Origin of the sequence: Mycobacterium sp. (assembly GCF_039583805.1) — a bacterium.
GTDB lineage: Bacteria > Actinomycetota > Actinomycetes > Mycobacteriales > Mycobacteriaceae > Mycobacterium.
In genome coordinates, this window is record NZ_JAVKSH010000008.1 from 21738 (window position 1) to 48072 (window position 26335).

General features: G+C 69.8%; 23 protein-coding genes and 1 pseudogene. 8 read left to right on the forward strand and 16 right to left on the reverse strand.

What is annotated here, in order from left to right:
- Window positions 1–81 precede the first annotated feature (81 nt).
- The 4 genes from ABDW21_RS01915 to mqo all read right to left on the reverse strand — a co-directional run bounded on the left by ABDW21_RS01915 (window position 82) and on the right by mqo (window position 5556).
- Window positions 82–1455 (reverse strand): cobyrinate a,c-diamide synthase, encoded by a 1374-nt coding sequence (locus ABDW21_RS01915; protein ID WP_343710003.1) that lies wholly within the window; start codon window positions 1453–1455, stop codon window positions 82–84.
- 94 nt (window positions 1456–1549) lie between these two features.
- Window positions 1550–2164, reverse strand: coding sequence for a cob(I)yrinic acid a,c-diamide adenosyltransferase (gene cobO / locus ABDW21_RS01920; protein ID WP_343599372.1), 615 nt, complete (start codon window positions 2162–2164; stop codon window positions 1550–1552).
- A gap of 21 nt (window positions 2165–2185) precedes the next feature.
- On the reverse strand, window positions 2186–4066 hold the full coding sequence (locus ABDW21_RS01925) for a VWA domain-containing protein (protein WP_343710004.1): 1881 nt from the start codon (window positions 4064–4066) through the stop codon (window positions 2186–2188).
- On the reverse strand, window positions 4063–5556 hold the full coding sequence (mqo, locus tag ABDW21_RS01930) for a malate dehydrogenase (quinone) (RefSeq protein ID WP_343710009.1): 1494 nt from the start codon (window positions 5554–5556) through the stop codon (window positions 4063–4065). The genes ABDW21_RS01925 and mqo overlap by 4 nt, the downstream gene beginning before the upstream one ends.
- Before the next feature lie 164 nt (window positions 5557–5720).
- Here mqo and ABDW21_RS01935 point away from each other — a divergent pair, with 164 nt between their 5' ends.
- The 3 genes and pseudogenes from ABDW21_RS01935 to ABDW21_RS01945 form a co-directional block, all read left to right on the forward strand.
- The gene (locus tag ABDW21_RS01935; protein ID WP_343599375.1) at window positions 5721–6731 is read left to right on the forward strand and encodes an alpha/beta hydrolase; all 1011 of its coding nucleotides are present in this window, start codon (window positions 5721–5723) and stop codon (window positions 6729–6731) included.
- A gap of 2 nt (window positions 6732–6733) precedes the next feature.
- A complete protein-coding gene (gene mtr, locus ABDW21_RS01940) occupies window positions 6734–8113 on the forward strand; it encodes a mycothione reductase (protein ID WP_343599439.1) in 1380 nt (459 codons plus the stop codon).
- Window positions 8114–8158: 45 nt separating this feature from the next.
- Window positions 8159–8788, forward strand: a pseudogene (locus ABDW21_RS01945) (alkaline phosphatase family protein); the annotation flags it as partial.
- Window positions 8789–8859: 71 nt separating this feature from the next.
- On the opposite strand, the gene ABDW21_RS01950 reads toward ABDW21_RS01945, so the two are convergent.
- The 6 genes from ABDW21_RS01950 to ABDW21_RS01975 all read right to left on the reverse strand — a co-directional run bounded on the left by ABDW21_RS01950 (window position 8860) and on the right by ABDW21_RS01975 (window position 15364).
- Entirely contained in the window at window positions 8860–9639 is a 780-nt protein-coding gene (locus ABDW21_RS01950) for a 3-oxoacyl-ACP reductase (RefSeq protein ID WP_343710005.1), read from the reverse strand.
- A complete protein-coding gene (locus tag ABDW21_RS01955; RefSeq protein ID WP_343599441.1) occupies window positions 9636–10346 on the reverse strand; it encodes a gamma-glutamyl-gamma-aminobutyrate hydrolase family protein in 711 nt (236 codons plus the stop codon). The genes ABDW21_RS01950 and ABDW21_RS01955 overlap by 4 nt, the downstream gene beginning before the upstream one ends.
- A 32-nt stretch (window positions 10347–10378) precedes the next feature.
- Window positions 10379–10930, reverse strand: coding sequence for an alpha/beta hydrolase (locus ABDW21_RS01960; RefSeq protein WP_343710010.1), 552 nt, complete (start codon window positions 10928–10930; stop codon window positions 10379–10381).
- Between the two features lie 94 nt (window positions 10931–11024).
- Window positions 11025–12551 carry a cobyric acid synthase gene (locus ABDW21_RS01965; protein ID WP_343710006.1) on the reverse strand — a complete coding sequence of 509 codons (1527 nt, stop codon included), beginning with the start codon at window positions 12549–12551 and terminating at the stop codon, window positions 11025–11027.
- A gap of 37 nt (window positions 12552–12588) precedes the next feature.
- The gene (map, locus tag ABDW21_RS01970; RefSeq protein ID WP_343599381.1) at window positions 12589–13446 is read right to left on the reverse strand and encodes a type I methionyl aminopeptidase; all 858 of its coding nucleotides are present in this window, start codon (window positions 13444–13446) and stop codon (window positions 12589–12591) included.
- Between the two features lie 82 nt (window positions 13447–13528).
- Window positions 13529–15364 (reverse strand): penicillin-binding transpeptidase domain-containing protein, encoded by a 1836-nt coding sequence (locus ABDW21_RS01975; RefSeq protein ID WP_343599383.1) that lies wholly within the window; start codon window positions 15362–15364, stop codon window positions 13529–13531.
- 119 nt (window positions 15365–15483) lie between these two features.
- Between ABDW21_RS01975 and ABDW21_RS01980 the strand changes: the two genes are divergently transcribed.
- Window positions 15484–16080, forward strand: coding sequence for a hypothetical protein (locus ABDW21_RS01980; RefSeq protein ID WP_343599385.1), 597 nt, complete (start codon window positions 15484–15486; stop codon window positions 16078–16080).
- Window positions 16081–16142: 62 nt separating this feature from the next.
- On the opposite strand, the gene ABDW21_RS01985 is transcribed toward ABDW21_RS01980, so the two are convergent.
- From ABDW21_RS01985 to dxr, 4 genes are all read right to left on the reverse strand, one after another.
- Window positions 16143–16997, reverse strand: a complete 855-nt coding sequence (locus ABDW21_RS01985) for a GNAT family N-acetyltransferase (protein WP_343599386.1) — start codon at window positions 16995–16997, stop codon at window positions 16143–16145.
- Window positions 16998–17056: 59 nt separating this feature from the next.
- Window positions 17057–18235 (reverse strand): flavodoxin-dependent (E)-4-hydroxy-3-methylbut-2-enyl-diphosphate synthase, encoded by a 1179-nt coding sequence (gene ispG, locus ABDW21_RS01990; RefSeq protein WP_343599388.1) that lies wholly within the window; start codon window positions 18233–18235, stop codon window positions 17057–17059.
- 96 nt (window positions 18236–18331) lie between these two features.
- Window positions 18332–19537: a M50 family metallopeptidase gene (locus tag ABDW21_RS01995; protein ID WP_343710007.1), complete on the reverse strand. Its 1206-nt coding sequence runs from the start codon at window positions 19535–19537 to the stop codon at window positions 18332–18334.
- Window positions 19534–20721 carry a 1-deoxy-D-xylulose-5-phosphate reductoisomerase gene (dxr, locus tag ABDW21_RS02000; RefSeq protein WP_343599392.1) on the reverse strand — a complete coding sequence of 396 codons (1188 nt, stop codon included), beginning with the start codon at window positions 20719–20721 and terminating at the stop codon, window positions 19534–19536. Before dxr ends, ABDW21_RS01995 begins: the two co-directional genes overlap by 4 nt.
- Before the next feature lie 210 nt (window positions 20722–20931).
- On the opposite strand from dxr, the gene ABDW21_RS02005 reads away from it, so the two are divergent.
- The 4 genes from ABDW21_RS02005 to ABDW21_RS02020 all read left to right on the forward strand — a co-directional run bounded on the left by ABDW21_RS02005 (window position 20932) and on the right by ABDW21_RS02020 (window position 24609).
- Window positions 20932–21594 carry a fasciclin domain-containing protein gene (locus ABDW21_RS02005; RefSeq protein WP_343599394.1) on the forward strand — a complete coding sequence of 221 codons (663 nt, stop codon included), beginning with the start codon at window positions 20932–20934 and terminating at the stop codon, window positions 21592–21594.
- Between the two features lie 141 nt (window positions 21595–21735).
- The gene (locus tag ABDW21_RS02010; protein WP_343599396.1) at window positions 21736–23496 is read left to right on the forward strand and encodes a cytochrome c biogenesis protein DipZ; all 1761 of its coding nucleotides are present in this window, start codon (window positions 21736–21738) and stop codon (window positions 23494–23496) included.
- A 124-nt stretch (window positions 23497–23620) separates the two neighbouring features.
- The gene (locus tag ABDW21_RS02015) at window positions 23621–24205 is read left to right on the forward strand and encodes a fasciclin domain-containing protein (RefSeq protein ID WP_343599398.1); all 585 of its coding nucleotides are present in this window, start codon (window positions 23621–23623) and stop codon (window positions 24203–24205) included.
- A 146-nt stretch (window positions 24206–24351) separates the two neighbouring features.
- Window positions 24352–24609, forward strand: coding sequence for a DUF2631 domain-containing protein (locus tag ABDW21_RS02020; RefSeq protein ID WP_343599399.1), 258 nt, complete (start codon window positions 24352–24354; stop codon window positions 24607–24609).
- Window positions 24610–24647: 38 nt separating this feature from the next.
- On the opposite strand, the gene ABDW21_RS02025 is transcribed toward ABDW21_RS02020, so the two are convergent.
- Both ABDW21_RS02025 and ABDW21_RS02030 read right to left on the reverse strand, forming a co-directional pair.
- Window positions 24648–25505 (reverse strand): cytochrome c biogenesis CcdA family protein, encoded by an 858-nt coding sequence (locus ABDW21_RS02025; RefSeq protein WP_343599400.1) that lies wholly within the window; start codon window positions 25503–25505, stop codon window positions 24648–24650.
- Window positions 25506–25514: 9 nt separating this feature from the next.
- Window positions 25515–26036 (reverse strand): protein disulfide oxidoreductase, encoded by a 522-nt coding sequence (locus ABDW21_RS02030; RefSeq protein WP_343599403.1) that lies wholly within the window; start codon window positions 26034–26036, stop codon window positions 25515–25517.
- Window positions 26037–26335 lie beyond the last annotated feature (299 nt).

Below are 26335 nucleotides of genomic sequence, written 5' to 3' on the forward strand. Positions count from 1 at the left end.
CAGCGCGGCGCAGCCGGGCGCAGCGGTCGCCACCGTCGAACACCGTGCGATCGCCAGCGCGGCGCAGCCGGGCGCAGTAGGTCAGGCCGACCTGGCGCCGGCGGCGGCGTGCGTGACGAAACGCGCGACCGCGCCCGGCGCGGCAGCCGGATGGGTGTGCAGATACGCCGCGTGCACACCGGCGTGCACGACGCCGTCGCGCACGGTGTCCACGGCATGGCCCCGGCACACCCACGCCGGCTGGTACCTGTCGGTGAATGTGACCGCAGTTCGATGGAACTCGTGTCCGACAGCGCGCTGGCCGCTGGAATACAGCGACGAATCGGCAACCGCCACCGCATCTCGATACCCCAACGTGAGGCGCTGCGTGAATCGTGCCGATCCGGCGAGCACGCCGCACATCGGGTGACCGTCGAGTTCGGCTACCAGGTAGACCAGCCCGGCGCATTCGGCATGCACCGGCGCACCGGAGACGGCCAACTCCTTGATCTGACGGCGCAGGACGTCGTTGGCCGACAGCTCCGCCGTGAACTGTTCGGGGAACCCACCGGGCAGCACCACCGCGTCGGTGCCATTGGGTAGCGGGTCGCTGAGCGGGTCGAACTCGACCACGTCGGCACCTGCGGCTCCCAGCAGCTCGGTGTGTTCGGCGTAGCCGAAGCTGAAGGCCCGTCCGGTGGCCAGCGCGACGACGGCATGCCGCTCGGCAATCTCGCCCACAGCAGACGCCGGATCCCACGGCGCGTCGAGCACCCGGCCCCCGGCAATCCGCACCACTGCTGCCAAATCGACGTGGCGAGCCACCAGGGCAGTCATCGCCTCCACCGCCTGCCGGGCGCGGCGACCGTATTCGACGGCGGTGACAAGACCGAGATACCTCGACGGGAGCTCGATGTCAGCGCTGCGCGGAATGGCGCCCAGCACCGGGATGCCGACCTGCTCGCATGCCTGCCGCAGCACCTGCTCGTGCCTGCCCGACCCGACTCGGTTGAGCACGACGCCGGACACCCGGGTCGCGGCGTCAAATGTCGAAAAGCCTTGCAGCAGAGCGGCGATACTTTGCCCTTGTCCGCGAGCGTCGACCACCAGCAGGATCGGGGCGGCCAACACGGCCGCGACGTGCGCGGTGGACCCGGCCGCCGGCACACCGGCCTCGGCGGTTATCCGCCCGTCGAAAAGGCCCATCACGCCCTCGATCACCGCGATGTCCGCGCCGGCGGCGCCGTGCGCGTACAGCGGACCGACGAGCTGCTCGCCAACCAGCACCGGGTCGAGGTTGCGCCCGACGTGTCCGGCCGCCAGGCCGTGATAGCCCGGATCGATGAAGTCCGGGCCCACCTTGAACGGCGCGACCCGGTGGCCCGCTTGCCGCAACGCGCCCATCAACCCCGTTGCCACCGTGGTCTTTCCGCTGCCGGAGGCGGGTGCGGCGACGACGACCGCCGGCGCGGTCACCGGGTGCCCCGGCCTCGACTGTGCGGTTTGATACGCGGCAACCGGCGTGTCGCGTATGAAACCGCACAGTCGGCGACGCCGACCGCGGGCGCGGTCACCACTCGATGCCCTTCTGGCCCTTGCGACCGACATCCATCGGATGCTTGACCTTGGTCATGTCGGTCACCAGGTCGGCGGCGTCGACCAACCGCGGCGGGGCATCACGGCCGGTGATCACCACGTGCTGCCTGCCCGGCCGGCCCAGCAACGCCGCCACCACCTCGTCGACGTCGATCCAGCCCCACCGCAGCGGGTAGGTGAACTCGTCGAGCACGTAGAAATCATGCCGCGCAGCGGCCAGCCGTCGCGCGATCTCGGCCCACCCCTCCGCGGCGGCCGACGCGTGGTCGTCGGCGCTGCCGGTCTTGCGCGACCACGACCAGCCCGCACCCAGTTTGTGCCATTCCACCGCACCGCCCAGCCCGTGTTCGTCGTGTAGCCGCCCGAGTTGGCGAAACACCTCCTCCTCGCCGACTTTCCACTTGGCACTCTTGACGAACTGGAACACGGCAACCTTCAGTCCGGCGTTCCACGCCCGCAACGCCATCCCGAACGCCGCCGTCGACTTTCCCTTGCCCGCACCGGTGTGCACAGCCAGCACGGCCGTGTTGCGCCGCGCGCGGGTGGTCAGCCCGTCGTCGGGCAGCTGGATCGGACGGCCCTGCGGCATAGGAGTTTTCCTTCCAGCAGCTCAGGCCACACTGCGCACGGCATGGGTCAGCCAATCTGCCCGCAGCTGTTCCAGCTGCACCGCCGGCACGCCGAGATGGGTGGCCAGCTGCTCGGCCAACCCCAGCCGGACGAACGACGTCTCGCAGGCGACCACGACACCGGCCACACCTTCGGCAGCCAGCAGTGCGGCGGCGGATCTGCTGCGGCCCAACGGGTCCCGGCCCGCGGTGGCCCGACCGTCGGTGAGCACCACCAGCAGCGGGCGCCGGGTGCGATCGCGGACCCTCTCGCGCAGCACCAGCTCGCGGGCGGCGAGCAAACCCTCGGCCAGCGGGGTCCTGCCGCCGGTGTCGAACCGCGCCAGTCGGCGCCCGGCGATGTGCGCCGACGTGGTGGGCGGCAGCAGCAGCCGGGCCCCGTCCTGGCGGAACGTGATGACCGCGATCTTGTCCCGGCGTTGGTAGGCGTCGCGCAACAGCGACAGCGCGGCGCCGCTCACCACGGCCATCCGGTCCCGGGCCGCCATCGAGCCCGACGCGTCGACGACGAAGATCACCAGGTTGCCTTCTCTGCCCTCACGCACCGCACGGCGGATATCGCCGGGCCGCAGGCGCAGTCGGCGCGTCGCGTCGACGTGTGCAGCTGCGGTCAGGACGCTGGCGAACAGATGCAGACCGTGCCCCGCGGCGCCGTCCGCCGTGGCCGACACCACCGCACCGGCGGCGTTGCGGGCCCGCGATCGACGTCCCGGCGCTCCTGCGCCGACCCCGGGCACGGTGAGCATGCGGGTACGGAAGGTCGCCGACGGCGCCGCGCTGGGGCGGAGGGCTTTCGGCGATGATCGCGAGCGCGGCGAAGCCGGGCGCTGCGGGTCGTCGCCCATCGAACCCAGCGGCGAATTCCCTTGCGGGGAAGCGTCTTCTGCGCTTTCTCCCCCGCCGCCTGGTGGGTCGGGATCGGGCTCCGGGTCGTCGGGCTGCTGTCCCGCCCGCGCCAGTGCGTCGTCAAGTTGCTCGCGGTCGATGCCGGGATCGTCGAACGGGTCCCGGCGACGTCTGTGCGGCAGCGCCAGCTCGGCCGCCACCCGGATGTCCTGCTCCTCGACGCAACCGGCGCCGCGCCACGCGGCGTGCGCAACCGCTGTCCGGGCCACCACCAGGTCGGCGCGCATGCCGTCGACGTCGAACGCCGCGCACAACGCCGCGATCCGCCGTAATTCGTTGTCGCCCAGCACCACATTGCCGACGAACACCCGCGCGGCAGCGATCCGGCGGGACAGCTCCGCGTCGGCAGCCACATACCGCGCGGCGAACACGTCCGGATCGGCCTCGTAGTCCATCCGCAGCCTGATGACCTGGCTTCGCACGTCGACGTCACGCGACGCACGCACCTCGACGGTGAGGCCGAACCGGTCCAAAAGCTGCGGGCGCAGTTCGCCCTCTTCGGGATTCATGGTCCCGATCAACACGAAACGGGCCTCGTGCGAATGCGAAATCCCGTCGCGCTCAACGTGTACCCGTCCCATCGCGGCGGCATCGAGCAACAGGTCGACCAGGTGGTCGTGCAGCAGGTTGACTTCGTCGACGTAGAGCACACCGCCGTGAGCGCGGGCCAGCAGCCCGGGCGAGAAGGCGTGCTCGCCGTCGCGCAGCACCCGCTGCAGATCCAGCGACCCGACCACCCGGTCCTCGGTGGCGCCGATCGGCAATTCGACCAGCCGGGCGTCGCCCCCGTCGGCGGCGGACAGCAGCGCAGCCAGGCCGCGCACCGCGGTCGACTTCGCGGTGCCCTTCTCACCGCGGATGAGCACGCCGCCGATCTCCGGGCGCACCGCGCACAGGATCAGCGCCAACCGCAACTGGTCGTGGCCGACGATCGCGCTGAACGGATACGGTCTCACGGCGTCTGCGCCGTCCCGGACCCCACGCACAGCATCTTGGTCCCCCACGACCACACCTCCTCGAACAGTGCGGGCTCACGCGACAGGCTGACCCCCAGCGACGGCACCATCTCGGCGAGGGTCGCCCGCCACAGCCGGTACCGCTCGGGGAAGCATCGCTCGAGCACGTCGAGCATGGCCGGCACCGCCGTCGACGCCCCCGGCGACGCCCCGAGCAGCCCGGCGATGCTGCCGTCCGCGGCGGCCACCACGGTGGTGTCGAATTCGAGCGCCCCGCCGCCGCGGCGGCGGCGGATCACCTGCACCCGTTGGCCGGCCACCGTGGTCTGCCAGTCACCGTCGCGGGCGCTGGGAACGAATGCCCGCAGCGCGTCGACCCGCCCGGCGTCGCTGCGGGCCAGCTGCCCGATCAGGTAGGCGACCAGTGTGCGCTCGTGGACGGCGACGCCCAGCATGGGCAGCAGGTTGGCGGGTTTGACCGACCGCGCCAGGTCGCTGAGGCGGCCGTGCCGCAGAAACTTCGGCGACCATCCGGCGAACGGACCGAACAGCAGACTGGTCCTGCCGTTGACGATCCGGGCATCCAGATGAGGTGCCGTCGTCGCCGGCGCGCCGCGGGCGGGCAGCCCGTACACCTTGGCCCGGTGCCCGGCGGTGACAGCGGGAGTCCAGCTGCGCAGGAACTTCCCGGCGACCGGGAAGCCGCCGTATCCGTTCGCCTCGGGAATACCGGCCCGTTGCAGCAGCGGCAGCGCCTGCCCGCCGGCCCCGACGAACACGAATTTCGCTTCGAGCGTGCGGTTTTCGCCGGTGCGCCGGTTACGGACCCGCAACGCCCAGCCACCGTCGGACAGCCGCGACAGACTGCGGACCTCGTGACCGAACAGCAGCGTGGCGCCGGTGCGCACGCAGAAGCCCAGCAGCTTTTTGGTCAGCACGCCGAAGTCGACGTCGGTGCCCTGGTCGGCCCAGCTGAGCGCGACGGGCTCGCCGAAGTCGCGGTTGGCCGCCATCAACGGCAACCGGCGGGCGAATTCGTCTGCGCCGGTGATCAATTCGGTGCCGGCGAACAGCGGGTTAGCCTCCAGCGCCGCGTGCCGCCGGCGCAGGTAGTCGACGCCGTCGCAGCCCCGGACGAAACCCACGTGCGGGATCGGGTTGAGAAAGCTGCGCACATCGGTCACCATGCCCTGCTGCACGGCGTACGCCCAGAACTGACGGCTGACCTGGAACTGCTCGTTGACGTGCACGGCTTTGGTGACGTCGATCGACCCGTCGGGCCGTTGCGGCGTGTAGAACAACTCGCACAGCCCGGCGTGGCCGGTGCCGGCGTTGTGCCACGGGTCGCTGCTCTCGGCGGCGGCCGCGTCGAGCCGCTCGACGACGGTGATCGACCAGTCCGGTTGCAGGCGACGCACCAACGCGCCGAGGGTGGCGCTCATGATTCCCGCCCCGACGAGCACGACGTCGGCCTTCGCCGTCGAGGCCACCCGCGGGTCTGACACCGGCTGCTCGTCCTTCCCGTCGTGCTCCAGATGCCCAGGTTAGACCGCCCGGCGCCGACACCCGCCATCCCATCCGGTGACCGCACGCGCGGCGAATCGGGACACCGACACAGCGGGCGATCCACCCCGCACGCTCTAAGCTGGCGGACGTGACTGGTTGGCAGCCCGATGTCCTGCCCGGTTACTGGCAGCACACCGTCGAGCTGGGCCGCGATCCCGACGGCGAAGGCGACATCGTCGCGACCCTGATCCGACGCGGCCACGCCGCACCGGCCGCACGCGCCGTGCTTGCGGTACACGGCTACACCGACTACTTCTTCCAGACCGGGCTGGCCGATCACTTCGCCGCGCGAGGCTTCGCCTTCTACGCGGTGGACCTGCGTAAATGCGGGCGATCGTGGCGGGCGGGCCACACCCCGCACTTCACCACCGACCTGGCCCGCTACGACGTCGAGCTCAACCGAGCGCTGGACGTCATCGCCGAGCAGACCGCTTCGGCCCGGGTCGTGGTGTACGGCCATTCGGCCGGCGGGCTGATCGCGTCGCTGTGGTTGGGCCGGTTGCGCCGACGCCGGGCGGCAGGCGGCGCGTCCGGCGGCGCGTCCGGGCTGATACTCAACAGCCCCTGGTTCGACATGCCCGGCCCCGCGATCCTGCGCTGGCCGGTGGCGTCGGCGGTGATCGCCGCCGTCGCGGCCGTCGACCCATTCGCGGTGGCCCGCGGGCCGGGGGCCGGCGGATACGGCGCCAGCCTGCACCGCGACTACCACGGGGAGTTCGACTACAACCTGCGGTGGAAACCGCTGGGCGGCTTCCCGATCACGTTCGGCTGGCTGCACGCCGCCCGCCGCGGTCAGCGACAGCTGCACCGCGGACTCGACGTGGGCGTGCCGAGCCTGGTGCTGCACTCCGATCACAGCGTCGCCGGAGGCGCGGACCCGATCAGCCTGCAGTGCGGGGATGCGGTTCTCGACGTGGCGCACATCGCCCGGTGGGCGGGCTGCATCCACCGCAGCACCGACGTCGAGATCACCGACGCGAAACACGACGTGTTCCTGTCCCTGCCGCGGCCCCGCCGCGCCGCCTACCGGGCGTTGGATCTCTGGCTGTCCGAGCACTTCGGAGCGGCCGTCGACGCAGATCGCAGAACGGCTGAGTGACGGTGGAGGCCTACGACCTTGCGATCATCGGAACCGGTTCGGGCAACAGCATTCTCGACGACCGGTACGCCGGCAAGCGGGTAGCGATCTGCGAGCAGGGCACGTTCGGCGGAACCTGTCTCAACGTCGGGTGCATCCCGACCAAGATGTTCGTCTACGCCGCCGAAGTGGCCGAAAGCATCCGGGGCGCAGCGCGTTACGGCGTCGACGCGCACATTGACCGGGTGCGCTGGGGCGACATCGTGTCGCGGGTCTTCGGCCGCATCGACCCGATCGCGGTCGGCGGCGAGGACTACCGACGATCTTCCGCCAACATCGACGTCTACGACCGGCACACCCGGTTCGGGCCGGTCCAGCCCGACGGACGGTACCTGCTGCGCACCTCCGACGGCGACCAATTCACCGCCGAACAGGTCGTCGTCGCCGCCGGCGCCCGGCCGGTGATTTCGCCGGCCATCCTCCACTGCGGGGTCGAGTACCACACCAGCGACACCATCATGCGGATCGCCGAGCTACCAGAGCATCTGACGATCATCGGAAGTGGTTTCGTGGCAACCGAGTTCGCGCACATCTTCTCCGCGCTCGGCGTTCGGATCACCCTGGTGATCCGGGGCGGCACGCTGCTGCGCCACCTCGACGACACGCTGTGCGAACGGTTCACCCGCATCGCGTCGGCCAAATGGGAACTGCGCAGCCACCGGAACGTCGTCGGCGCCCACCACGCGCACTCCCGTATCGTGCTGGAACTCGACGATGGGTCGACGGTACCCACCGACATGGTGCTGGTGGGGACCGGCCGCAGACCCAACGGCGACCTGCTCGACGCCGACCAGGCCGGGATCGACCTCGACGACAGCCGGGTGGCCGTCGACGAATACCAACGCACCTCCGCGCGTGGCGTTTTCGCGCTGGGCGACGTGTCGTCGCCCTATCAGCTCAAGCATGTGGCCAACCACGAAGCGCGCGTCGTCGCGCACAATCTGCTGTGCGACTGGGACGACACCGACGCGATGGCGGCCACCGACCACCGGTACGTGCCCGCCGCGGTATTCACCGATCCGCAGGTCGCGTGCGTCGGTCTGACCGAGAACAAAGCTGTCGCATTGGGTTTCGACATCTCGGTCAAGGTCCAGGACTATTCCGACGTCGCCTACGGATGGGCGATGGAGGACACCACCGGTATCGTCAAGCTGATCTCCGAGCGCGGCACCGGGCGCCTCCTCGGCGCGCACCTCATGGGTCATCAGGCGTCGTCGATCATCCAGCCGCTGATCGGCGCGATGAGCTTCGGGCTGTCCGCGCAGCAGATGGCCCGCGGCCAGTACTGGATCCACCCGGCGCTGCCCGAGGTCGTCGAGAACGCACTGCTGGGTCTAATGTGAATGGGCCTGATGTGAATGGGCCTGACGTGAACGGGCCTGACGTGAATGGCGGCCGGTTCGATCTGCGATGTACTGCCCGCGACGGCTGCTCTGTTCGACGTTCCCGGTCCGACCGACCCATCGGGGCTCCTCGACGACGTCCGTGACGTCCGCCAGGTCTCGCTCGTGCTGGTCGACGGGATCGGCTGGCACCTGCTGCCAGAGCTGGCCCCCGACGCGCCACTGTTGGCGTCGGTGCTGGTCGGCGGTGCAGGATAGCTACGCGAACTGTCCTGCACCTTCCCGTCGACGACACCGAACAGCCTGGTATCTCTGGGCACCGGGGTGCCGCCGGGCGAACACGGAATCCTGGGGTTCGCCGTCAAACTGCCCGGCTCCGACCGGGTGTTGAACCACATCGGCTGGCGCGACGATCCGCCGCCGACCCGATGGCAGCCTGTGCCGACGTGGTTCGAGCGGCTCGCCCAAGCCGGCGTCGGCACGCGGGCCGTGCTGCCGGCGGCGTTCATCGGCAGCGGACTGACCGAGGCCGCCTACCGTGTCGACAGTTTGCCGCCGGATGCGGTGCTGCTGGTCACCGCCGACCACGGCGGCACCAACGTGCCGGCCGCCGCACGCGTCGACATGGATGCCGACCCGCAGCTGGCTGCGGGAGTGCGGGTGGTCGCCGGAGACATCGTTGCCGGTGACTGCGTCGCCCGGGCGGTCGGACGCTGCCGGCTGAATATCCCCGGGCGCGGCACCGGCTACAGCGGGGTCACGTAGGCCGCGGTGATGCCGCCGTCGACCAGGAACGTCGACGCCGTAATGAAGGAGGCGTCGTCGCTGGCCAAAAACGCGACGGCAGCGGCGATTTCGTCGACCTCGGCGAAACGGCCCATCGGCACGTGCACCAGCCGGCGCGCGGCGCGGTCAGGATCCTTGGCGAAAAGCTCGGCCAGCAGCGGGGTGTTCACCGGGCCGGGGCACAGCGCGTTGACCCGGATGCCCTGGCGGGCGAACTGCACGCCCAGCTCCCGCGACATCGCGACGACCCCGCCCTTGGACGCGGTGTAGGAGATCTGCGACGTGGCCGACCCCATCACCGCGACGAACGAGGCGACGTTGACGATCGACCCCCTGCCCGCCGGCACCATGTGCCGCAGCGCCGCCCGGCAGCACAGGTAGACCGATTTCAGGTTGACGTCCTGCACGCGTTGCCACACCGGCGGCTCGGTGTTCTCGATCAGCTCGTCCTGCGGCGGCGAGATGCCGGCGTTGTTCACCGCGATGTCGACAGACCCGTAGCGGGCCGCCGCGGTGTCGAACAGCGCGTCGACGGCGGCTTCGTCCGAAACGTCCACCGGCACAAACAAGCCACCCAGTTCGTCGGCCGCCGACGCACCGGCCTGCTGGTCGATGTCGCCGACGACGACGGTGGCTCCTTCGGCGTGCAGACGCCGCGCCGACGCCAGGCCGATACCGCCCCCGCCGCCGGTGACGACGGCGACGCGGCCGGCGAGCCGTTCACGCAGGTCGGTGCTCATGGGCTGATCCTCTCGCTTGCGTAGACCCGGGCGGCGTCCACGATCGCCGTGAACAGCCGCAGGTCTTCCAGGTTTTCCTCGGGATGCCACTGCACCGCCACGACGAAACCGCCACCGGGTACCTCGACCGCCTCGATGACCCCGTCGCCGCCGGTCGCGGCGACCACCACACCGGCACCGACGCCGGCGATGCCCTGGTGGTGGTAGCAGGGCACTTCGGCGCAGTCCCCGAGCAGCGCGGCCAGCCGGGTGCCCGTCACGGTGCGCACCGTGACGGTGGTGAACACGGCGTTGCCGGCCCGATGACCGCTGTGCCCGATGACGTCGGGCAGGTGCTGATGCAGCGTGCCGCCGAGCGCGACGTTGAGCACCTGCGCGCCGCGGCAGATGCCCAGCACCGGCAGCCCCCGGTCGAGCGCCGCACGCAGCAGCGCGAATTCCCACGCGTCGCGCTCGCGCCCGGGCTCGTCGGTGGCCGGATGCGGCGGCTGCCCGTAGGCGGCGGGGTCGACGTCCTTGCCGCCGGTGATCATCAGGCCGTCCAGGCCGTCGAGCACCCGGGCGGCGATCCCGCGATCCACCGGCTGCGGCGGCAGCAGCACCGCCGCGCCGCCGGCCAGGGCGACACCCCGGAAGTAGGCTGCCGGCAGGAAACCGGCGGGGACGTCCCACACGCCGGTCCGGGCCTGCTCCAGGTAGGTGGTCATGCCGATCACCGGCACCACCGGGCTCGCGTCGGTCACCAGGTGCTGGTGAGCAGGACGATCTCGGCCGCCAATTGCGCCGTCGACTCCCGCGCGTTGCGTCCTCGGAGCAGTTCCACCAGGCGGTAGTCGCGGTAGACGAACCGCTGGCTGGCCCGTGCCACCGCTCGCGCCGCCGGGGTGCTGACCATCGCGGTGGTGTTGATCTCCACCGGTGGGCAGTGCGGGTCGCGGATCACGCCGTTCAGGTCGGCCACCCGCGGATGCCCGCGGTCGATGACCAGCAGGCCGGTGAACCGGTCCAGCCTGGTCGCCGCCAGTTCCCAGGCCAGCTCGGCGCCGGTGCGGTCGCCGAGCAGCACCGCCCAGTTGACGTCGAGCACGTCGAGAATTCCGACCACCGACTTGGGTGTCAGGCGAGGGTCGGGGGCGACGACGACGGTCCGCAGCGACGCGGTGTGCAGCCGCTCACACACCGGGTCGTACGCTGGGGGCGCCCGATGCCCGGCGCCCAGCACCACCACCACGGAGCCCTTCTCCGGCCCGGTCACACTGACCTGGATGGGGAACCCGTCGACGGTGGTCATCGTCGTCGTAGGCGTCGTCGAAGCCACGGTGGCACGGTACCGCCGGCCATCGGGTGCGCGGGACGTTTCCGCAGGTCTCTCACACCGCTATCAGCTACCGGGACGCCCGAAGACCGGCGACGACGGTCGGGCGCGGCGGCGGCCCGTCGGCGAGCAGGCAGGCGACGGCGTCCACGTCGAGATGAGCGGCCAGCAGGTCGGCCATCAGATCGAGCTGTGCGTCGCGGCGCGCCGCCACGTCGACGTCGTCGGCCACCACGAAACCGTCTCGCCCGACGGCGGACAGCCAGGTCCGCCGAAAGTGGTCGTTGTCGAACACGCCATGCCAGTGGGTGCCGAAAACCCGGTCGCGACAAAGCCCCTGCGCGGATCCCTCCGCCTCGAACCAGGCCGCCTCGGCGCAGCGGGTCACCCGCCCGTGGTGGATTTCGTAGCCGGCCAGCGGCTGCTGCCAGCGGCGCAGCACCTTGTCGGGCGCGAACACGATGTCGGCCTCCAGCAGCCCCAGCCCGTCGACCTGCCCCGACCGTGACTCGACCCGGTCGTCGATCGAGCGGCACAGCATCTGGAAGCCGCCGCAGATGCCCAGCACCACCCCGCCGGCGTGCGCGTGCGCGACGACCGCCTGCGCCAACCCACGTTCGCGCAGCCAGCGCAGGTCGGCGACGGTGGCCTTGCTGCCCGGCAGCACGACCACGTCGGCGTCAGCCAGGTCCGCCGGTTGGGTGACCCAGCGCACCAGCACGCCGGGCTCACAGGCCAGCGCTTCGACGTCGGTGGAGTTGGAGATCCGCGGCAGCCGGACCGCGGCGACCCGCAGCCACCGCGTGCCGCGCGGCGGTTGCGGTGTTCCCAGCACCCGTCCGGCCCGCACCGACACGGAGTCCTCGGCGTCCAGCCAGAGGTCGTCGGCGTAGGGCAGCACCCCGTAGGTGGGCCGGCCGGTGAGCTCGGCCACCTGCGCCAGCCCGGGCGCCAGCAGCGCCGGGTCGCCGCGAAACTTGTTCACGACGAACCCGGCGATCAGCGCCTGGTCGTCTGCGTCGAGCACGGCGACCGTGCCGAACAGATGCGCCAGCACCCCGCCGCGGTCGATGTCCCCGACCAGGATCACCGGCAGGTTCGCAGCCCGGGCCAGCCCCATGTTGGCCAGATCTGTTGCCCGCAAATTGATTTCGGCTGGGGATCCGGCACCCTCACAGATCACGGCATCGAATTCTGATCGCAAGCTTGCCAATTCGTCGATTACGATGCCGGACAGGCGGTTACGGTGTTTCCAGTAACCGGTCGCGGTGACCGTGCCCGCCACCTGCCCGCGGATCACCAGCTGCGACGTCCGGTCGGCGCCGGGTTTGAGCAGGATGGGGTTGAACCGGATGCTGGGCGCCAGGCCGGCGGCGCGGGCCTGCATGGCCTGGGCCCGGCCGATCTCGCCGCCCTCGATCGTGACCGCGGAGTTGTTGGACATGTTCTGCGCTTTGAACGGCGCGACGCGAATCCCCTTGCGGGACAGCAACCGGCACAGTCCCGCGACCACGACGGACTTGCCGGCGTCGGAGCTGGTGCCGGCGACCAGCAGCGCCCCGCCGAGGTCTGGTTGGCGGCGGGTGTGCGGTGTCATGCGTGACCCGCCGCGGCGGGGGTAGAACTCCGCACGGTCACGGCAGCGTCAGGATCTCGGCGCCGTCGTCGGTGACCACCAGGGTGTGCTCGAACTGCGCGGTCCACGTGCGGTCCGTGGTGACGACGGTCCAGCCGTCGTCCCAGATCTCGTAGTCCAGCGCGCCGAGGTTGATCATCGGCTCGATGGTGAACGTCATCCCCGGCTCGAGGACGGTGGTGACGTTCGGCTGGTCGTAGTGCAGCACCACCAGCCCGTTGTGAAAGGTGGTTCCGATGCCATGCCCGGTGAAGTCGCGAACTACGTTGTAGCCGAATCGGTTTGCGTAGGATTCGATGACCCGGCCGACGACCGAGAGCGACCGGCCCGGCTTGACGGCCCTGATCGCGCGCATCGTCGCCTCGCGGGTGCGCTCGACGAGCAGCCGGTGCTCCTGCGAGACGTCGCCGGCCAGAAACGTCGCGTTGGTGTCGCCGTGCACGCCGCCGATGTAGGCGGTGACGTCGATGTTGACGATGTCACCGTCCTCGATCACCGTCGAGTCGGGGATGCCGTGGCAGATGACCTCGTTCAGCGACGTGCAGCACGACTTGGGAAAACCCTTGTACCCCAGCGTCGATGGATACGCGCCGTGCTCGACCATGTAGTCGTGGGCGATGCGGTCCAGCTCGTCGGTGCTCACCCCGGGGGCCACCGCGCTGCCCGCCGCCGCCAGCGCGCCGGCGGCGATCCGCCCGGCGACCCGCATCTTCTCGATCACCTCGGGCGTCTGCACCCACGGCTCGGCGCCTTCCCGCGCCGTCGGCCTGCCCACATATTCCGGACGCGGGATCGACGCGGGCACCGGCCGTGTCGGGGACAGGACGCCGGGAGACAGCGCGGTTCGGGTAGGCATAACGTCAGCGTAGGTGAGGTTCAGCCGCGCCGTCTCAGCAGCGACCGGCGCGGCCCGCGGGCGACCACCCAACCGCACACGTTCAGGCCAGGTAGTCGGCCGGTAGCGAGTCGAACATCACCTTGGTCATCCGAACCGCGAACTCGGAGCTGCCGCCCCCGACGATCAGCGCGGCAAACGCCATGTCGCCGCGGTATCCGGCGAACCAGGAATGCGAACCACCGGGAAACTCGGCTTCACCGGTCTTGCCGAACACCGCCCCGCAGCCGGCGATGTCCTTGCCGGTGCCGTTCGTCACCACCAGCCGCATCATCGGCCGCAGCGCGTCGAGCATTTTGTGGCTGATCGGGGTGGCGGTGCCGGAGATCGCCGTCGGCCGGCCCACGATGAGCCTGGGCGACGGGGTCCCGCCGGCCGCCACGGTGGCCGCAGCCAGGGCCATTCCGAACGGGCTGGCCAGCACCTTGCCCTGGCCGAAGCCGTCTTCGGTGCGCTCGGCCTGGTCGACGGTCGGCGGCACCGAACCCGTCACGGTCGGGAGGCCGTCGACGTTGTAGTCCACGCCGAGGCCGTACTGGCTGGCGGCCTGGGACAGGCCGCGGGGCGGCATCCGGCTGGCCAGTTCGGCGAACGTCGTGTTGCAGGAGCTAGCGAACGCCCGCGACATCGGCACCAGGCCCAGATCGAACCCGCCGTAGTTCGGGATGATGCGGCGCCCGATTTCGATTTTGCCCGGGCAGCCCAGCATCGTGTTCGGCGTTGCCATGTCGCGCTCGACGGCCGCGCCAGCGGTGATCATCTTGAACGTGGACCCCGGCGGGTACAGGCCGGTGGTGGCAATGGGGCCTTCGGCGTCGGCCGCCGCGTTCTGGGCGACCGCCAGGATGTCCCCGCTCGACGGCCTGATCACCACGATCATCGCCTTGCCGCCGCGGGTGTCCACCGCGTGCTGGGCGGCGTCCTGCACGGCTCGGTCCAGGCTGATCGAGATCGACGGGGCCGGCGACGGTTCCACCTCGTGCAGCACCGCCACGTCGACGCCGTTCTGGTTGACGCTGACCACCCGCCAACCGGCTTGGCCGTCGAGTTGGTCGATCACCGCTTTGCGCACCTCGCTGATCAGCGTCGGCGCGAACCGGTCGTCGGTCGGCAGCAGATCGGCCTGCGGAGTGATCACCACTCCGGGCAGCGCGCCGATCGCGGGGGCGACGCGGTTGTTGTCGTCGGCACGCAGGGTGATCAGGTCCAGCGGCGCGGCCGACGAGCTGGCCTGCTCGGCGAGGCGCTGCGGATCGTCGAAGGTGTCGTCGAACGGGTGCAGCGCATCGATGACGGCGCGGGCGCTGTCGATCAGGTTTTCGCCGGCCCGGCCGGCGTCCAGCGTGTAGTGGTAGAGGTGGCCCGGCGCCAGCACGTCGGTACCGCCGACTTCGTTGACCGCCGCGCGCCGCGGCGGATCGGCGCGCAACGCGAAGGTCTGATGCTCGCCGAGCTGCGGGTGCAGCCCGGTGGCGGTCCAGCGGACCCACCAGCGGCCTTCGTCGCGGGCCATCTTCAACTGGCCCTCGTAGGTCCAGGTCCGGTTCTTGGGCAGGTGCCAGGTGTACCGGTAGGCCACGGTGCCGGTGTCGTCGGTGTACTTCGAGCCGAGGCCCTGGGCGTCCAGATGGGTGGCCTGCAGCCCGGCCCACGCGGCGTTGAGCGCCTCCCGGGCGGTGCTGGGGTCGTCGCTGAGCTCGGCGGCGGCCGCGGTGTCTCCGGCGGCCAGGGCGGCGAAGAACCGTTCGGCGGCCGGGGCGGGGCCGTCCGGCCGCGGGGTGCAGGCCGGTACGCCGATCGCCGTGACGACCACCGTCATCCCGCATAGGACACGCGATAACCCGGCGACACGCAATGAAGCCGTGCTGTGAGTTGCCATTGAGGCTGATGTTATGAAATCGTGCTCTCGGACCGGCGGAGGCGCACCGAGGGATTCGAACGTGGCCGAAACCGGTGCACCACAATCAACCCGCGGATCACCCGCGCTACGATCGGACGATGATGGACACGCCTACCGCCGAGCCCTACCCGGAAAGTTCCGCCGAGCAGGAAACCTCCGAGCCGGAAACCTCCGCGCAGCCCACGACTGCCGCCCCTCGGCGCGCCCGGAGGCTCTCCGCCGCCGGACCGTCGGTGTCACGCTGGTCCGCGTTCGCGGCGCTGGCAATCGCGCTGGTCGCTCTGGGGCTGGCCATCGGGGCGTGGTTACGCCCGTCGCACCAAGGTGCGCAATCCTTCACCGACCAACAGACCGCCGACGCCAAAGCCAAGGTGTGCGCCGAATCGACGGCCGTACGCAGAGCGGTGGTCAGCCAGACCCACCTGCAGAACCCGCTCCCGGGCGATCCGAACGGAGCCCTCGCGGTGGCGGCCAACGCGCGCTTGGCGCTCTACAGCGGCGGCGACTACCTGCGCTACCACCTGGCGAGCGAACCCGCGGCGCCGGCCGACCTGGCCCAGGCAGTCACCAAGATGGCCGACACACTCCAGCAGCTGAGCATCGGCTACATGTCCGGTGCGCCCGACTTCGTTCAGGATCCGTTGCGGCACACCCTGGATGCTCAGCTCGGCGAGGTCGACAAACTGTGCCAGTGACCTGCTCGTCGGCCCATCAGTGAGCGCCCATCGGTGAGCATCTCCCCCGGGCCGGCGCGCGCTCAGTCCAGCAGCACCGTCGCGAAGGTGCCGACTTCGCGGAACCCGGCGCGGGCGTAGGCGGCGCGGGCCACCGTGTTGAAGTTGTTGACGTACAGGCTGGCGATGCGCCCGGTGCCGACGATCACCCCCGCCAGCGTCGCGGTGCCGGCCGAGCCCAGGCCGCGACCGCGCCGATCCGGATGCACCCAGACACCCTGGATCTGGCCGACAGCCGGCGACTGCGACCCCACCTCGGCCTTGAAGACGACCTCCCCGCCCTCGAAGCGCGCCCACGCCCGGCCCTGCGCGATCAGGCCGGCCACCCGGCGCCGGTAGCCCCGGCCGCCGTCGCCGATCCGCGGGTCGACACCCACCTCGCCGATGAACATGTCGATCGCCGCCACCAGGTAGGCGTCGATCTCGGTCAGCCGCACCTGACGCACGCCCGGATCGATCGGGCAGGCCGGTATCGACGTCAGCGCCATCAACGGCTGGTGCTCGCGCACGTCGCGGGCGGGGCCCCACGCCGGCTCCAACCGGCGCCACATCGGCATGACCAGCTCGGCCCGGCCCACCAGCGACGAGCAGCGTCGCGACGCGCTCATCGCCTCGTCGGCGAACGCGGCCAGGTCGGCCGGGCCGCCGCGCAGCGGGATCAGGTTGGGCCCGGCGTAGCACAGCGATTCCTCGGCGCGGCGTCGGGTCCACAGTTCGCCGCCGATCAAACCGGGTTCGATGCCGTGGTCGGATACCCGCGCGGCCACCATGCACGAGCCGACGGGATCCTCGTCGAAGACGCGGCGCACGGCGGCTGCGTCGCGCACCACCGACACACTTCGCCGACCGACCGCGCGATGGATGGGCGGAGCCGACATGCTGACTCTTTCTTACAAGCAGCTTTCTTACAAGCAGGAGGCCCGACCCGGGCCTGCCGTCAGCTTACGGTCACAACGGGCGAACCGCTCGCAGCCGCGTCCGGATCGTGCCCGGTTTCGCGGTCGTCGCCCATCTCGGCGGCCAGTCGCATGGCCTCGTCGATCAGCGTCTCGACGATCTGCGACTCGGGCACCGTCTTGATCACCTCGCCGCGCACGAAGATCTGGCCCCTGCCGTTGCCCGACGCCACCCCGAGGTCAGCCTCGCGGGCCTCGCCCGGCCCGTTGACGACGCAGCCCATCACCGCCACCCGCAACGGCACGTCGAGGCCCTCCAGGCCGGCGGTCACCTCGTTGGCCAGCGTGTAGACGTCGACCTGGGCACGCCCGCAGGACGGGCAGGACACGATCTCCAGCCCGCGCGGCCGCAGGTTGAGCGATTCCAGGATCTGGTTGCCGACCTTGACTTCCTCGACCGGCGGCGCCGACAGCGACACCCGGATGGTGTCGCCGATGCCTTTGGAGAGCAGCGCGCCGAACGCGACCGCGGACTTGACCGTGCCCTGGAACGCCGGACCCGCCTCGGTGACGCCCAGGTGCAGCGGGTAGTCGCAGCGGGCGGCCAACTGCTCGTAGGCGCTCACCATGACGACCGGGTCGCTGTGCTTGACGCTGATCTTGATATTGCCGAAGCCGTGCTCCTCGAACAGCGACGCCTCCCACAGCGCGGACTCGACCAGCGCCTCGGCGGTGGCCTTGCCGTAGCGGGCCAGGAACCGCTGGTCCAGCGAGCCCGCGTTGACGCCGATGCGGATCGGGATACCGGCCGCCGCCGCGGCCTTGGCCACCTCGCCGACCCGCCCGTCGAACTCCTTGATGTTGCCCGGGTTCACCCGCACCGCCGCGCAACCGGCGTCGATGGCGGCGAAGATGTAGCGGGGCTGGAAGTGGATGTCGGCGATCACCGGGATCTGGCTGTGCCGGGCGATCTCGGCCAGCGCGTCGGCGTCTTCCTGGCGCGGGCAGGCCACCCGCACGATGTCGCAGCCGGCTGCGGTCAGCTCGGCGATCTGCTGCAACGTCGCGTCGACGTCGTGGGTCCTGGTGGTGCACATCGACTGCACCGAAATCGGGTGATCGCTGCCGACCCCGACCCCGCCGACCATCAGCTGACGGGTCTTGCGCCGCGGCGCCAGGGTGGGTGGCGCCGATGCCGGCATTCCCAGGCCGACGGTCATCGAGAATCTCCTACCGGGGTTCTGTCTCTGGGGGTTCTGTCTCTGGGGGTTCTGTCTCTGGGGGTTCTGTCTCTGGGAGTTCTGTCTCTGGGGGTTCTACTGGAACAGCCTGATCGGATTGACCACATCAGCGGTCACCGTCAACAGCATGTAGCCGATCACCAGCACCAGCACGACGTAGGTGGCGGGCATCAGCTTGAGGTAGTTCACCGGCGCCGCGGCGACTTTGCCGCACGCCGAGCGGATCATGTTGCGGATCTTCTCGTAGACCGCGATGGCGATGTGCCCGCCGTCGAACGGCAGCAGCGGCACCAGGTTGATCGCACCCAGGATGAAGTTCAGCTGGGCCAGGAAGAACCAGAACGCCACCCACAGTCCGTGGTCGACGGTATCGCCGCCGATGATGGACGCACCGACCACGCTGATCGGTGTTTGCGGGTCGCGCTGCCCGCCGCCGATGGCATGCACCAGCGCGCCGACCTTGGTGGGGATGGCGGCCAGTGCTTTGCCCAGCTCCACGCTCAAGTCGCCGGTGAACACGAAGGTGGCGGGCACCGCGGCGAGCGCGTTGTGGCGGACGGGCCCGAACTGGGCGGCGCCCACCCCGATGGCGCCGACGGTCGAGGGCGCGGTGTCTTTGGCGTCGACCCAACGCCGGGTGGGTGTGACGTCGACGAGGGTGGTCATCGTGGCGCCGTCCCGCTCGATGACGATCGGGACGCTGCCGTGCAGCTTGCGGACCGCGGCGGCCATCTCGGCGAAGCTGGCCACCGGGGTGTCGCCGACCTTGACCACGACGTCGCCGGGCTTGATGCCGGCGGCCGCCGCCGGCCCGGGACCGGTGCACTTCGCCAGCTCGCCTTTCGCGATTTCTGGTGCCACGCAGGATGTTTCGCCGATGATCGCGGACGTGGGCGGGTGCAGGTTCGGTAGGCCCCACACCACCGCGATGGTGTAGACCAGGGCCAGCCCGATGAGGACGTTCATACCGGGGCCGGCGAGCAGGACCGCGACCCGCTTCCAGGTCTTCTGCTTGTACATGGCGCGGTCGCGCTCGTCGGGCGTCAGCTCTTCGACCGCGGTCATCCCGGCGATGTCGCAGAAACCGCCCGCCGGAATCGCCTTGAGCCCGTACTCGGTGCCGCCGCGCCGGACCGACCACAGGGTCGGGCCGAAGCCGACGAAGTAGCGGCGCACCTTCATGCCGGTCGCCTGGGCCACCCACATGTGGCCGCACTCGTGCAACGCGACCGAGACCAGGATCGCGAACGCGAACAGCACGATGCCGACAACGAACATCATCGGGTTGGGTCCACCTTCCTCACGCCGCCCGTCTCGACAGCCCGCCGCGCCCGCTCGCGGGCCCAGCGCTGCGCGTCGAGTATGTCGTCCACGGTAGCGGGTGCAGCGCTCGATTCAGGTGCCCACTCGTCGGCGGCGCTCAGCACGTCGGCGATGATGCGCACGATCGCGGGGAATCCGATCCGGCCCGCGAGGAAGGCGCCCGCTGCTTCTTCGTTGGCGGCGTTGTAGACGGCGGGCAGGCAGCCGCCGGCCTGCCCGGCGTGCCGGGCCAGCTCGACGGCGGGGAAGACGTCGGCGTCCAGGGGTTCGAACTCCCAGCGCGACGCGGTGGAGAACGCGCAGGCGGCCGCCGCGCCGGGCACCCGGTCCGGCCAGCCGAGCGCCAGCGCGATCGGCAGTTTCATGTCCGGCGGGCTGGCCTGCGCGATCGTCGACCCGTCGGTGAACGTCACCATCGAGTGCACGATCGACTGCGGGTGCACGACCACCTCGATGCGCTGGTAGGGAATGCCGAACAGCAGGTGGGTTTCGATCAGCTCGAGACCCTTGTTGACCAGCGTCGCCGAGTTCAGCGTGTTCATCGGTCCCATCGACCAGGTCGGATGCGCGCCGGCCTGGTCGGGGGTGACGTGCTCGAGGTCGCCGGCCGACCAGCCGCGGAACGGGCCGCCGGAGGCGGTCAGCACCAGCGTGGCGACCTCGTCGGAGCTGCCGGCGCGCAGGCACTGCGCCAGCGCGGAGTGCTCGGAGTCCACCGGCACGATCTGCCCGGGCGCCGCGGCCGCCAGCACCAGCGGGCCGCCCGCGATCAGCGATTCCTTGTTGGCCAGCGCGAGCCGGGCGCCGGTGGCCAGTGCGGCCAGGGTGGGCCGCAGGCCGCGCGCCCCGACCAGGGCGTTGAGGACGACGTCGGCCCGCGTGTTCTCGACCAGGCGGGTGACCGCGTCGGGTCCGACGTGGGTGACGTCGCCGACCTCCCGCGCCGCCCGCTCGTCGGTGACCGCGATCGTGGTCACCCCGAACTCGGCGCGCTGACGGGCCAGCAGCTCCGGGTGTGCGCCGCCGGCGGCCAGACCGACCAGCTCGAAGCGGTCGGGGTTGGCGGCGATGACGTCGAGCGCCTGGGTGCCGATCGAGCCGGTGCTGCCCAGCACCAGGACTGCGCGGCGGCCGTCGGTCACCCACTCATTGTGCCGCGCGCGGTGTCCCCATCCCCAGGAGTAGAGCCAAACCCGTGTTCGGGAGGCCGCAAATAAGGGATGCTGAAGTGGGCCGAAGTCCGGCCCATCCGTGACCGGGGTGACTCCGAATCACGGCTGTCTGATCGAGTACCGGCGGCGCGTCCGTCCTTGACAACCGCGTCCGTCCTTGACAAAGGAGTCGAATCTCAGATGAAAACCGTTCAGCCCAAGACGCTCGCGTCGGTGGGCATGGCAGCACTGGCCATCGTCGGCTTCTCGGCATGTTCGAGCAACAAGTCCGAGTCCGAGCAGTCGACCAGCAGCAGTTCGGCGACCAGCATGGCCGCTCCGGAGACGTCGGCGACGGCCGACCCCGCCGCCGACCTCGTCGGTTCGGGGTGCGCCGACTACGCGGCGCTGCACCCCAGCGGCCCGGCGTCGGTGACCGGCATGGCCCAGGACCCGGTCGCGACGGCGGCGTCGAACAACCCGTTGCTGAGCACGCTGACCGCGGCGCTGTCGGGCAAGCTCAACCCCAACGTGAACCTCGTCGACACCCTCAACAGCGGCCAGTACACGGTGTTCGCGCCGACCAATTCGGCGTTCGACAAGCTGCCCGCCTCCACCATCGACGAGCTCAAGACCAACTCCGAGATGCTCAAGAGCATCCTGACCTACCACGTGGTCCAGGGGCAGCTGAGCCCGGCCAAAGTCGACGGCAAGCAGACGACCCTCCAGGGCGCTGACGTCGACGTGACCGGACAGGGCAACGACCTCAAGGTCAACGACGCGGGCCTGGTGTGCGGCGGGGTGCACACCGAAAACGCGACGGTGTACATGATCGACACTGTGCTTACGCCGCCTAGCCAGTAACGGTCCACACCGTCGTCCGACAGGGCAGCCCGGTCCGCCGGGCTGCCCTGTTCCATGCGCTGGGGTCAATCTGGTTGTTGACCAACCTCATTCGTGTGCACGGTCAACAGTCCACGGCGGCTGCGGCGGCGAATAACGGGTATGTTCACCCTTGCGCTGATCGGCCTCGTCGGGGGCCTCGTCACCGGGATATCGCCGTGCATCCTGCCGGTGCTGCCGGTGGTTTTCTTCTCCGGCGCCCAAACCACCGGCGCCCAAACCACCGGCGCCCAAACCACCGGCGCCCAAACCACCGGCGAAGGGGCCGCCGTCACGGTGGCGACACAGGGGGTGCGCACCCGCCCGTACCGGGTGATCGGCGGTCTGGTGCTCAGCTTCACGCTGGTCACCCTGGTCGGGTCGGCGCTGCTGTCGTTGCTGCACCTGCCCCAGGACGCGATCCGCTGGGTTGCACTGGTGGCGCTGCTGGCAATCGGGCTCGGCCTGATCTTCCCCCGCGTCGAGCAACTCCTGGAACGCCCGTTCGCGCTCATCCCGCAACAGCAGGTGACCAACCGCGGCAACGGGTTCGGTCTGGGCCTGGCGTTGGGCGTGCTCTACGTGCCGTGCGCGGGCCCGGTGCTGGCCGCGATCGTGGTGGCGGGCGCCACCGCGACCATCGGCCTGCGCACAATCGTGCTCACCTGCGCCTTCGCGCTGGGTGCCGCCATTCCGCTGCTGTTCTTCGCGCTCGCCGGCCAGCGGGTTACTCAGCGGATCAGCGCTTTTCGTCGCCGTCAGCGCGAAATCCGAGTCGCCGCAGGGGTTGTGACGATCCTGTTGGCGGTGGCACTGGTGTTCAACGTGCCGGCGATGCTGCAGCGGGCCATCCCCGACTACACCAGCGCGTTGCAGGACAAGCTCGGCAGCGACGAGCAGATTCAGGAAAAGCTCAACCTGGGCGGCATCGTCAACGACCAGAACAGGCAGCTGTCCAACTGCACCAACGGCGCCCGCAAACTGGAAAACTGCGGTCCTGCACCGGATCTCAGAGGTATTACCGGATGGCTCAACACACCCGGGAACCAACCGCTCGACCTGCGCTCGTTACGCGGCAAGGTCGTGCTGATCGACTTCTGGGCGTATTCGTGCATCAACTGCCAGCGCGCCATCCCGCACGTCGAGGGTTGGTACAAGGCTTACCACGACTCGGGTTTCGAGGTGATCGGCGTGCATACGCCGGAGTACGCCTTCGAGAAGGTCACCGGCAACGTCGCCAAAGGGGCTGCGGACCTGGGGATCACCTACCCGATCGCGCTGGACAACAGCTATTCGACCTGGACGAATTACCGCAACCGGTATTGGCCGGCGGAATATCTGATCGACGCCACCGGCACCGTGCGGCACATCAAGTTCGGTGAAGGCGACTACGACGGCACCGAGAAGCTGATCCGGCAACTGCTGGCCGACGCCCATCCCGGTGTCGAACTGCCCTCGGCGGTGGATGCGCCCGACACCACCCCGAAGGCCAAGCTGACGCCCGAGACCTACTTCGGTGTGGGCAAGATGGTCAACTACGCCGGCGGCGGGGTTTACGACGAGGGGTCGGCGACGTTCGCCTTCCCGACCGCCCTGCCCGACGACTCGTTCGCGCTGCAGGGCCCGTGGTCGCTGAACTATCAGGGCGCGACGTCCGACAGCGACGCCTCCGCCATTGAGCTGCACTATCACGCCAAGAACGTCTACATCGTCGCCGGCGGCACCGGGAGCCTGACGGTGACGCGCAACGGAACGCCGACGACGCTGCCGGTGAGCGGCCCGCCGACGTCGCACCAGATCGTCGCCGGAAGCGCGGTCGCGCCGGGAACCCTGCAGGTGCGGGTCGGTCGGGGGTTGACGGTGTACTCGTTCACCTACGGCTGAGGCTTCGATGGGTGATACCGCGATCCGGCCGCCTGTCGGCTCCGAATGACCTATGTTCATCACAGGTGGCCATGCAACGCCATCGGGACAACGCCATCTGGACAACGAAGGGAACCACACAGCGATGAAGGTGCACAACACGACAATTGCGGCAGCCGGGCTGGCAGCGGCGGCCGCGGTGAGCCTGGCAACGGTCACTTCGCCCACCGCCGCGGCGACCGATCTGGTCGGCCCCGGATGCGCGGACTACGCGGCGCTGCACCCCAGCGGCCCGGCTTCGGTAGACGGCATGTCGGAAGATCCGGTGGCTGTCGCGGCATCCAACAACCCCGAGCTGACCACACTGACCGCCGCGCTGTCCGGACAGCTCAACCCGCAGGTCAACCTGGTGGACACCCTGGACAGCGGCCAGTACACGGTGTTCGCGCCGACGGACTCCGCCTTCAACCAGCTGCCCGCCTCCACCATCGACGAGCTCAAGACGAACTCCGACCTGCTGAAGAAGATCCTCACCTATCACGTGGTGCAGGGCCAGCTGAGCCCGGCTCAGGTCGCCGGTGCCCACAAGACGCTGCAGGGCTCCAATGTGAACGTGTCCGGCCAGGGCAACAGCCTCAAGGTGGACAACGCCGGCGTGGTGTGCGGTGGTGTGCCCACCGCCAACGCAACGGTGTACATGATCGACACGGTGCTGATGCCGCCGGCGTAGCCTCCGCGACGGCGGGTGTGTCTTTCGGCAATCCCGCAGATACACCCGCCTCGCCAGGTGTGGCGTGTGCCAGAATGACAGGGCCAGAATGTCAGGGCCAGAATGACAGGGCGCAGTCAATCCGCAGCCGATCCTGAGGAGTCGTCGTGGCCAGTACCGAGGTGGCACGTGCCGACGGAGTCGACACCGTCGAGGTGCCGTCCGCGCAGTGGGGCTGGAGCCGGATCAACCACCGCACCTGGCACGTCGTGGGGTTGTGCGCCGCCGTATTTCTGCTGTTGATGATTCACGACGGCAACCACGTCGGCCGCATCGAGGACTGGTACTTGGTCGGCTTCGCCATCCTGGTGCTGTTCGTCGTGGCGCGCGACTGGTGGGGTCGCCGCCGCGGCTGGCTCAGGTAGTCGCCCCGACCCAGCGTCGCAGCCCCGTCGTCGCGCGCCTATCGTCGCGCGCGTCGCACCCATCCGCCGGCAAGCGCGCCAATCAGCAGCACGGCCAACGCCAGCGCCCACGGCCATCCCCCGTGTTGGTACACCCAGCCGGCCAGCGTGCCCTGCAGGCGCCCGGCGCCGGCGATCACCGCGTCCTCGGGGTTTCCGTTCGCGTCGAACAGGCGCACTTCGTAGTACCCGTAGTAGCCCACGTACAGCCCGACCAGCACCAGCAGCCCGCCGCCGATCCTGTTGACGAACGGCAGGATTCGACGAATATTGTCGACCAGCACCGAACTCGCCGACACCGCGCCCAGCGCCAGCACACCGACGACGAGGGTGATGCCCGCAACGTAGGCCAGATAGATCGCGATGCTGCCGACGATCGAACCGCCGCGAAAACCGGCCGCGGTGACGGCCAGGAACGGCCCGACGGTGCAACACAGCGAGGCGATCGCGTAGCTGACGCCGTAGCCGTACATCGATCCCAGCCGGACGGTCGGCGCCCATCGCGCACCGCGCGGCGCCGGCAACTTCAGCTGATGGCCCAGCAGTAACCAAATACCAAGGGCCACAAGCATTATCCCGATTATGGCGGTCACATACGGCAGGTACCGCTGCACCGCTGTCGCCGCAGAAATGGTCAGCGCGCCGAATACCGCGAACACCGTCATGAACCCCAGCGCCATCCCCACGGTGGCCAGCAGGGCCCGCCAGAGCGCCGCGGACCCGGTCGGCGCGGCCACCCCATCGCGCTGCCCACGCACCACCAGAATCAGATAGGCCGGCAGCATCGCGAAACCGCACGGGTTCAGTGCCGCCACCAATCCGGCGGCGAAAGCCAAACCGGTCAGCCGTTGGTCCACGCGCGGCACCTATCCGGTGAGCGCGGCCACACGTTCGGACAGCTCTTGCTCGGTCATGGCCGACGTCGGGTTGTTCACAAAGGTCGACGTGCCGTCGGCGCGGTAGAACACATAGGCCGGCTGCCAGGGCACGTTGTAGCGCGCCCAGATCGACCCGTCGGAATCGTTGAGGTTGGTGAAGCCGAGGTTGTACTTGGCGACGAAGTTCTGCATCGCCGAGACATCCGACTTGGCCGCGATCCCGACGAACGTGACCGCCGGATTAGCCGCCGCCACCTGGCTGACTGCCGGGGCTTCGGCATTGCAGAACGGGCACCACGGCGTCCAGAACCACAGCACCGCAGGCTTGCCTTGCAGGGTCGCTCCGTTGAAGGGCGCGCCGGTCAGCGTCGTCCCGGTGAACTGCAGGCGGTCGTCGGCTGCCAGCGCGCGTGGCGCGGCGTTCAGGCCGCACAGCAAGGCGGCTACGGCTACGGCTGCGACTGCGGCGACGCCGACTCTTGTCCATCGACGCGGCAGGTGAATTCTCATGGCACACCCCATCTGGCGACGCTATTGCCTCGGCCCTGCTAAACCGAGCCGGTTTCGTCCGATTATGCCGGTCCGAGTAACCGTTTCGGAATAGCACCCGCCACCGCTCACCGCCTCAGCGACCCGCCGCAAGGCCCGACCGGAAACACTCGACAGCGGTAGATCGAGGCTAACCTCGCAAACCCCGTGTGCCTCTCCTGTCGCTGGGCCGGGGATTATTACCTTCTCCAACTTGATGGCGTATGCGATATCACTTCGCAGCAGGATGTCATGGTCAGCTCCTGGTGCTGATGTGACTA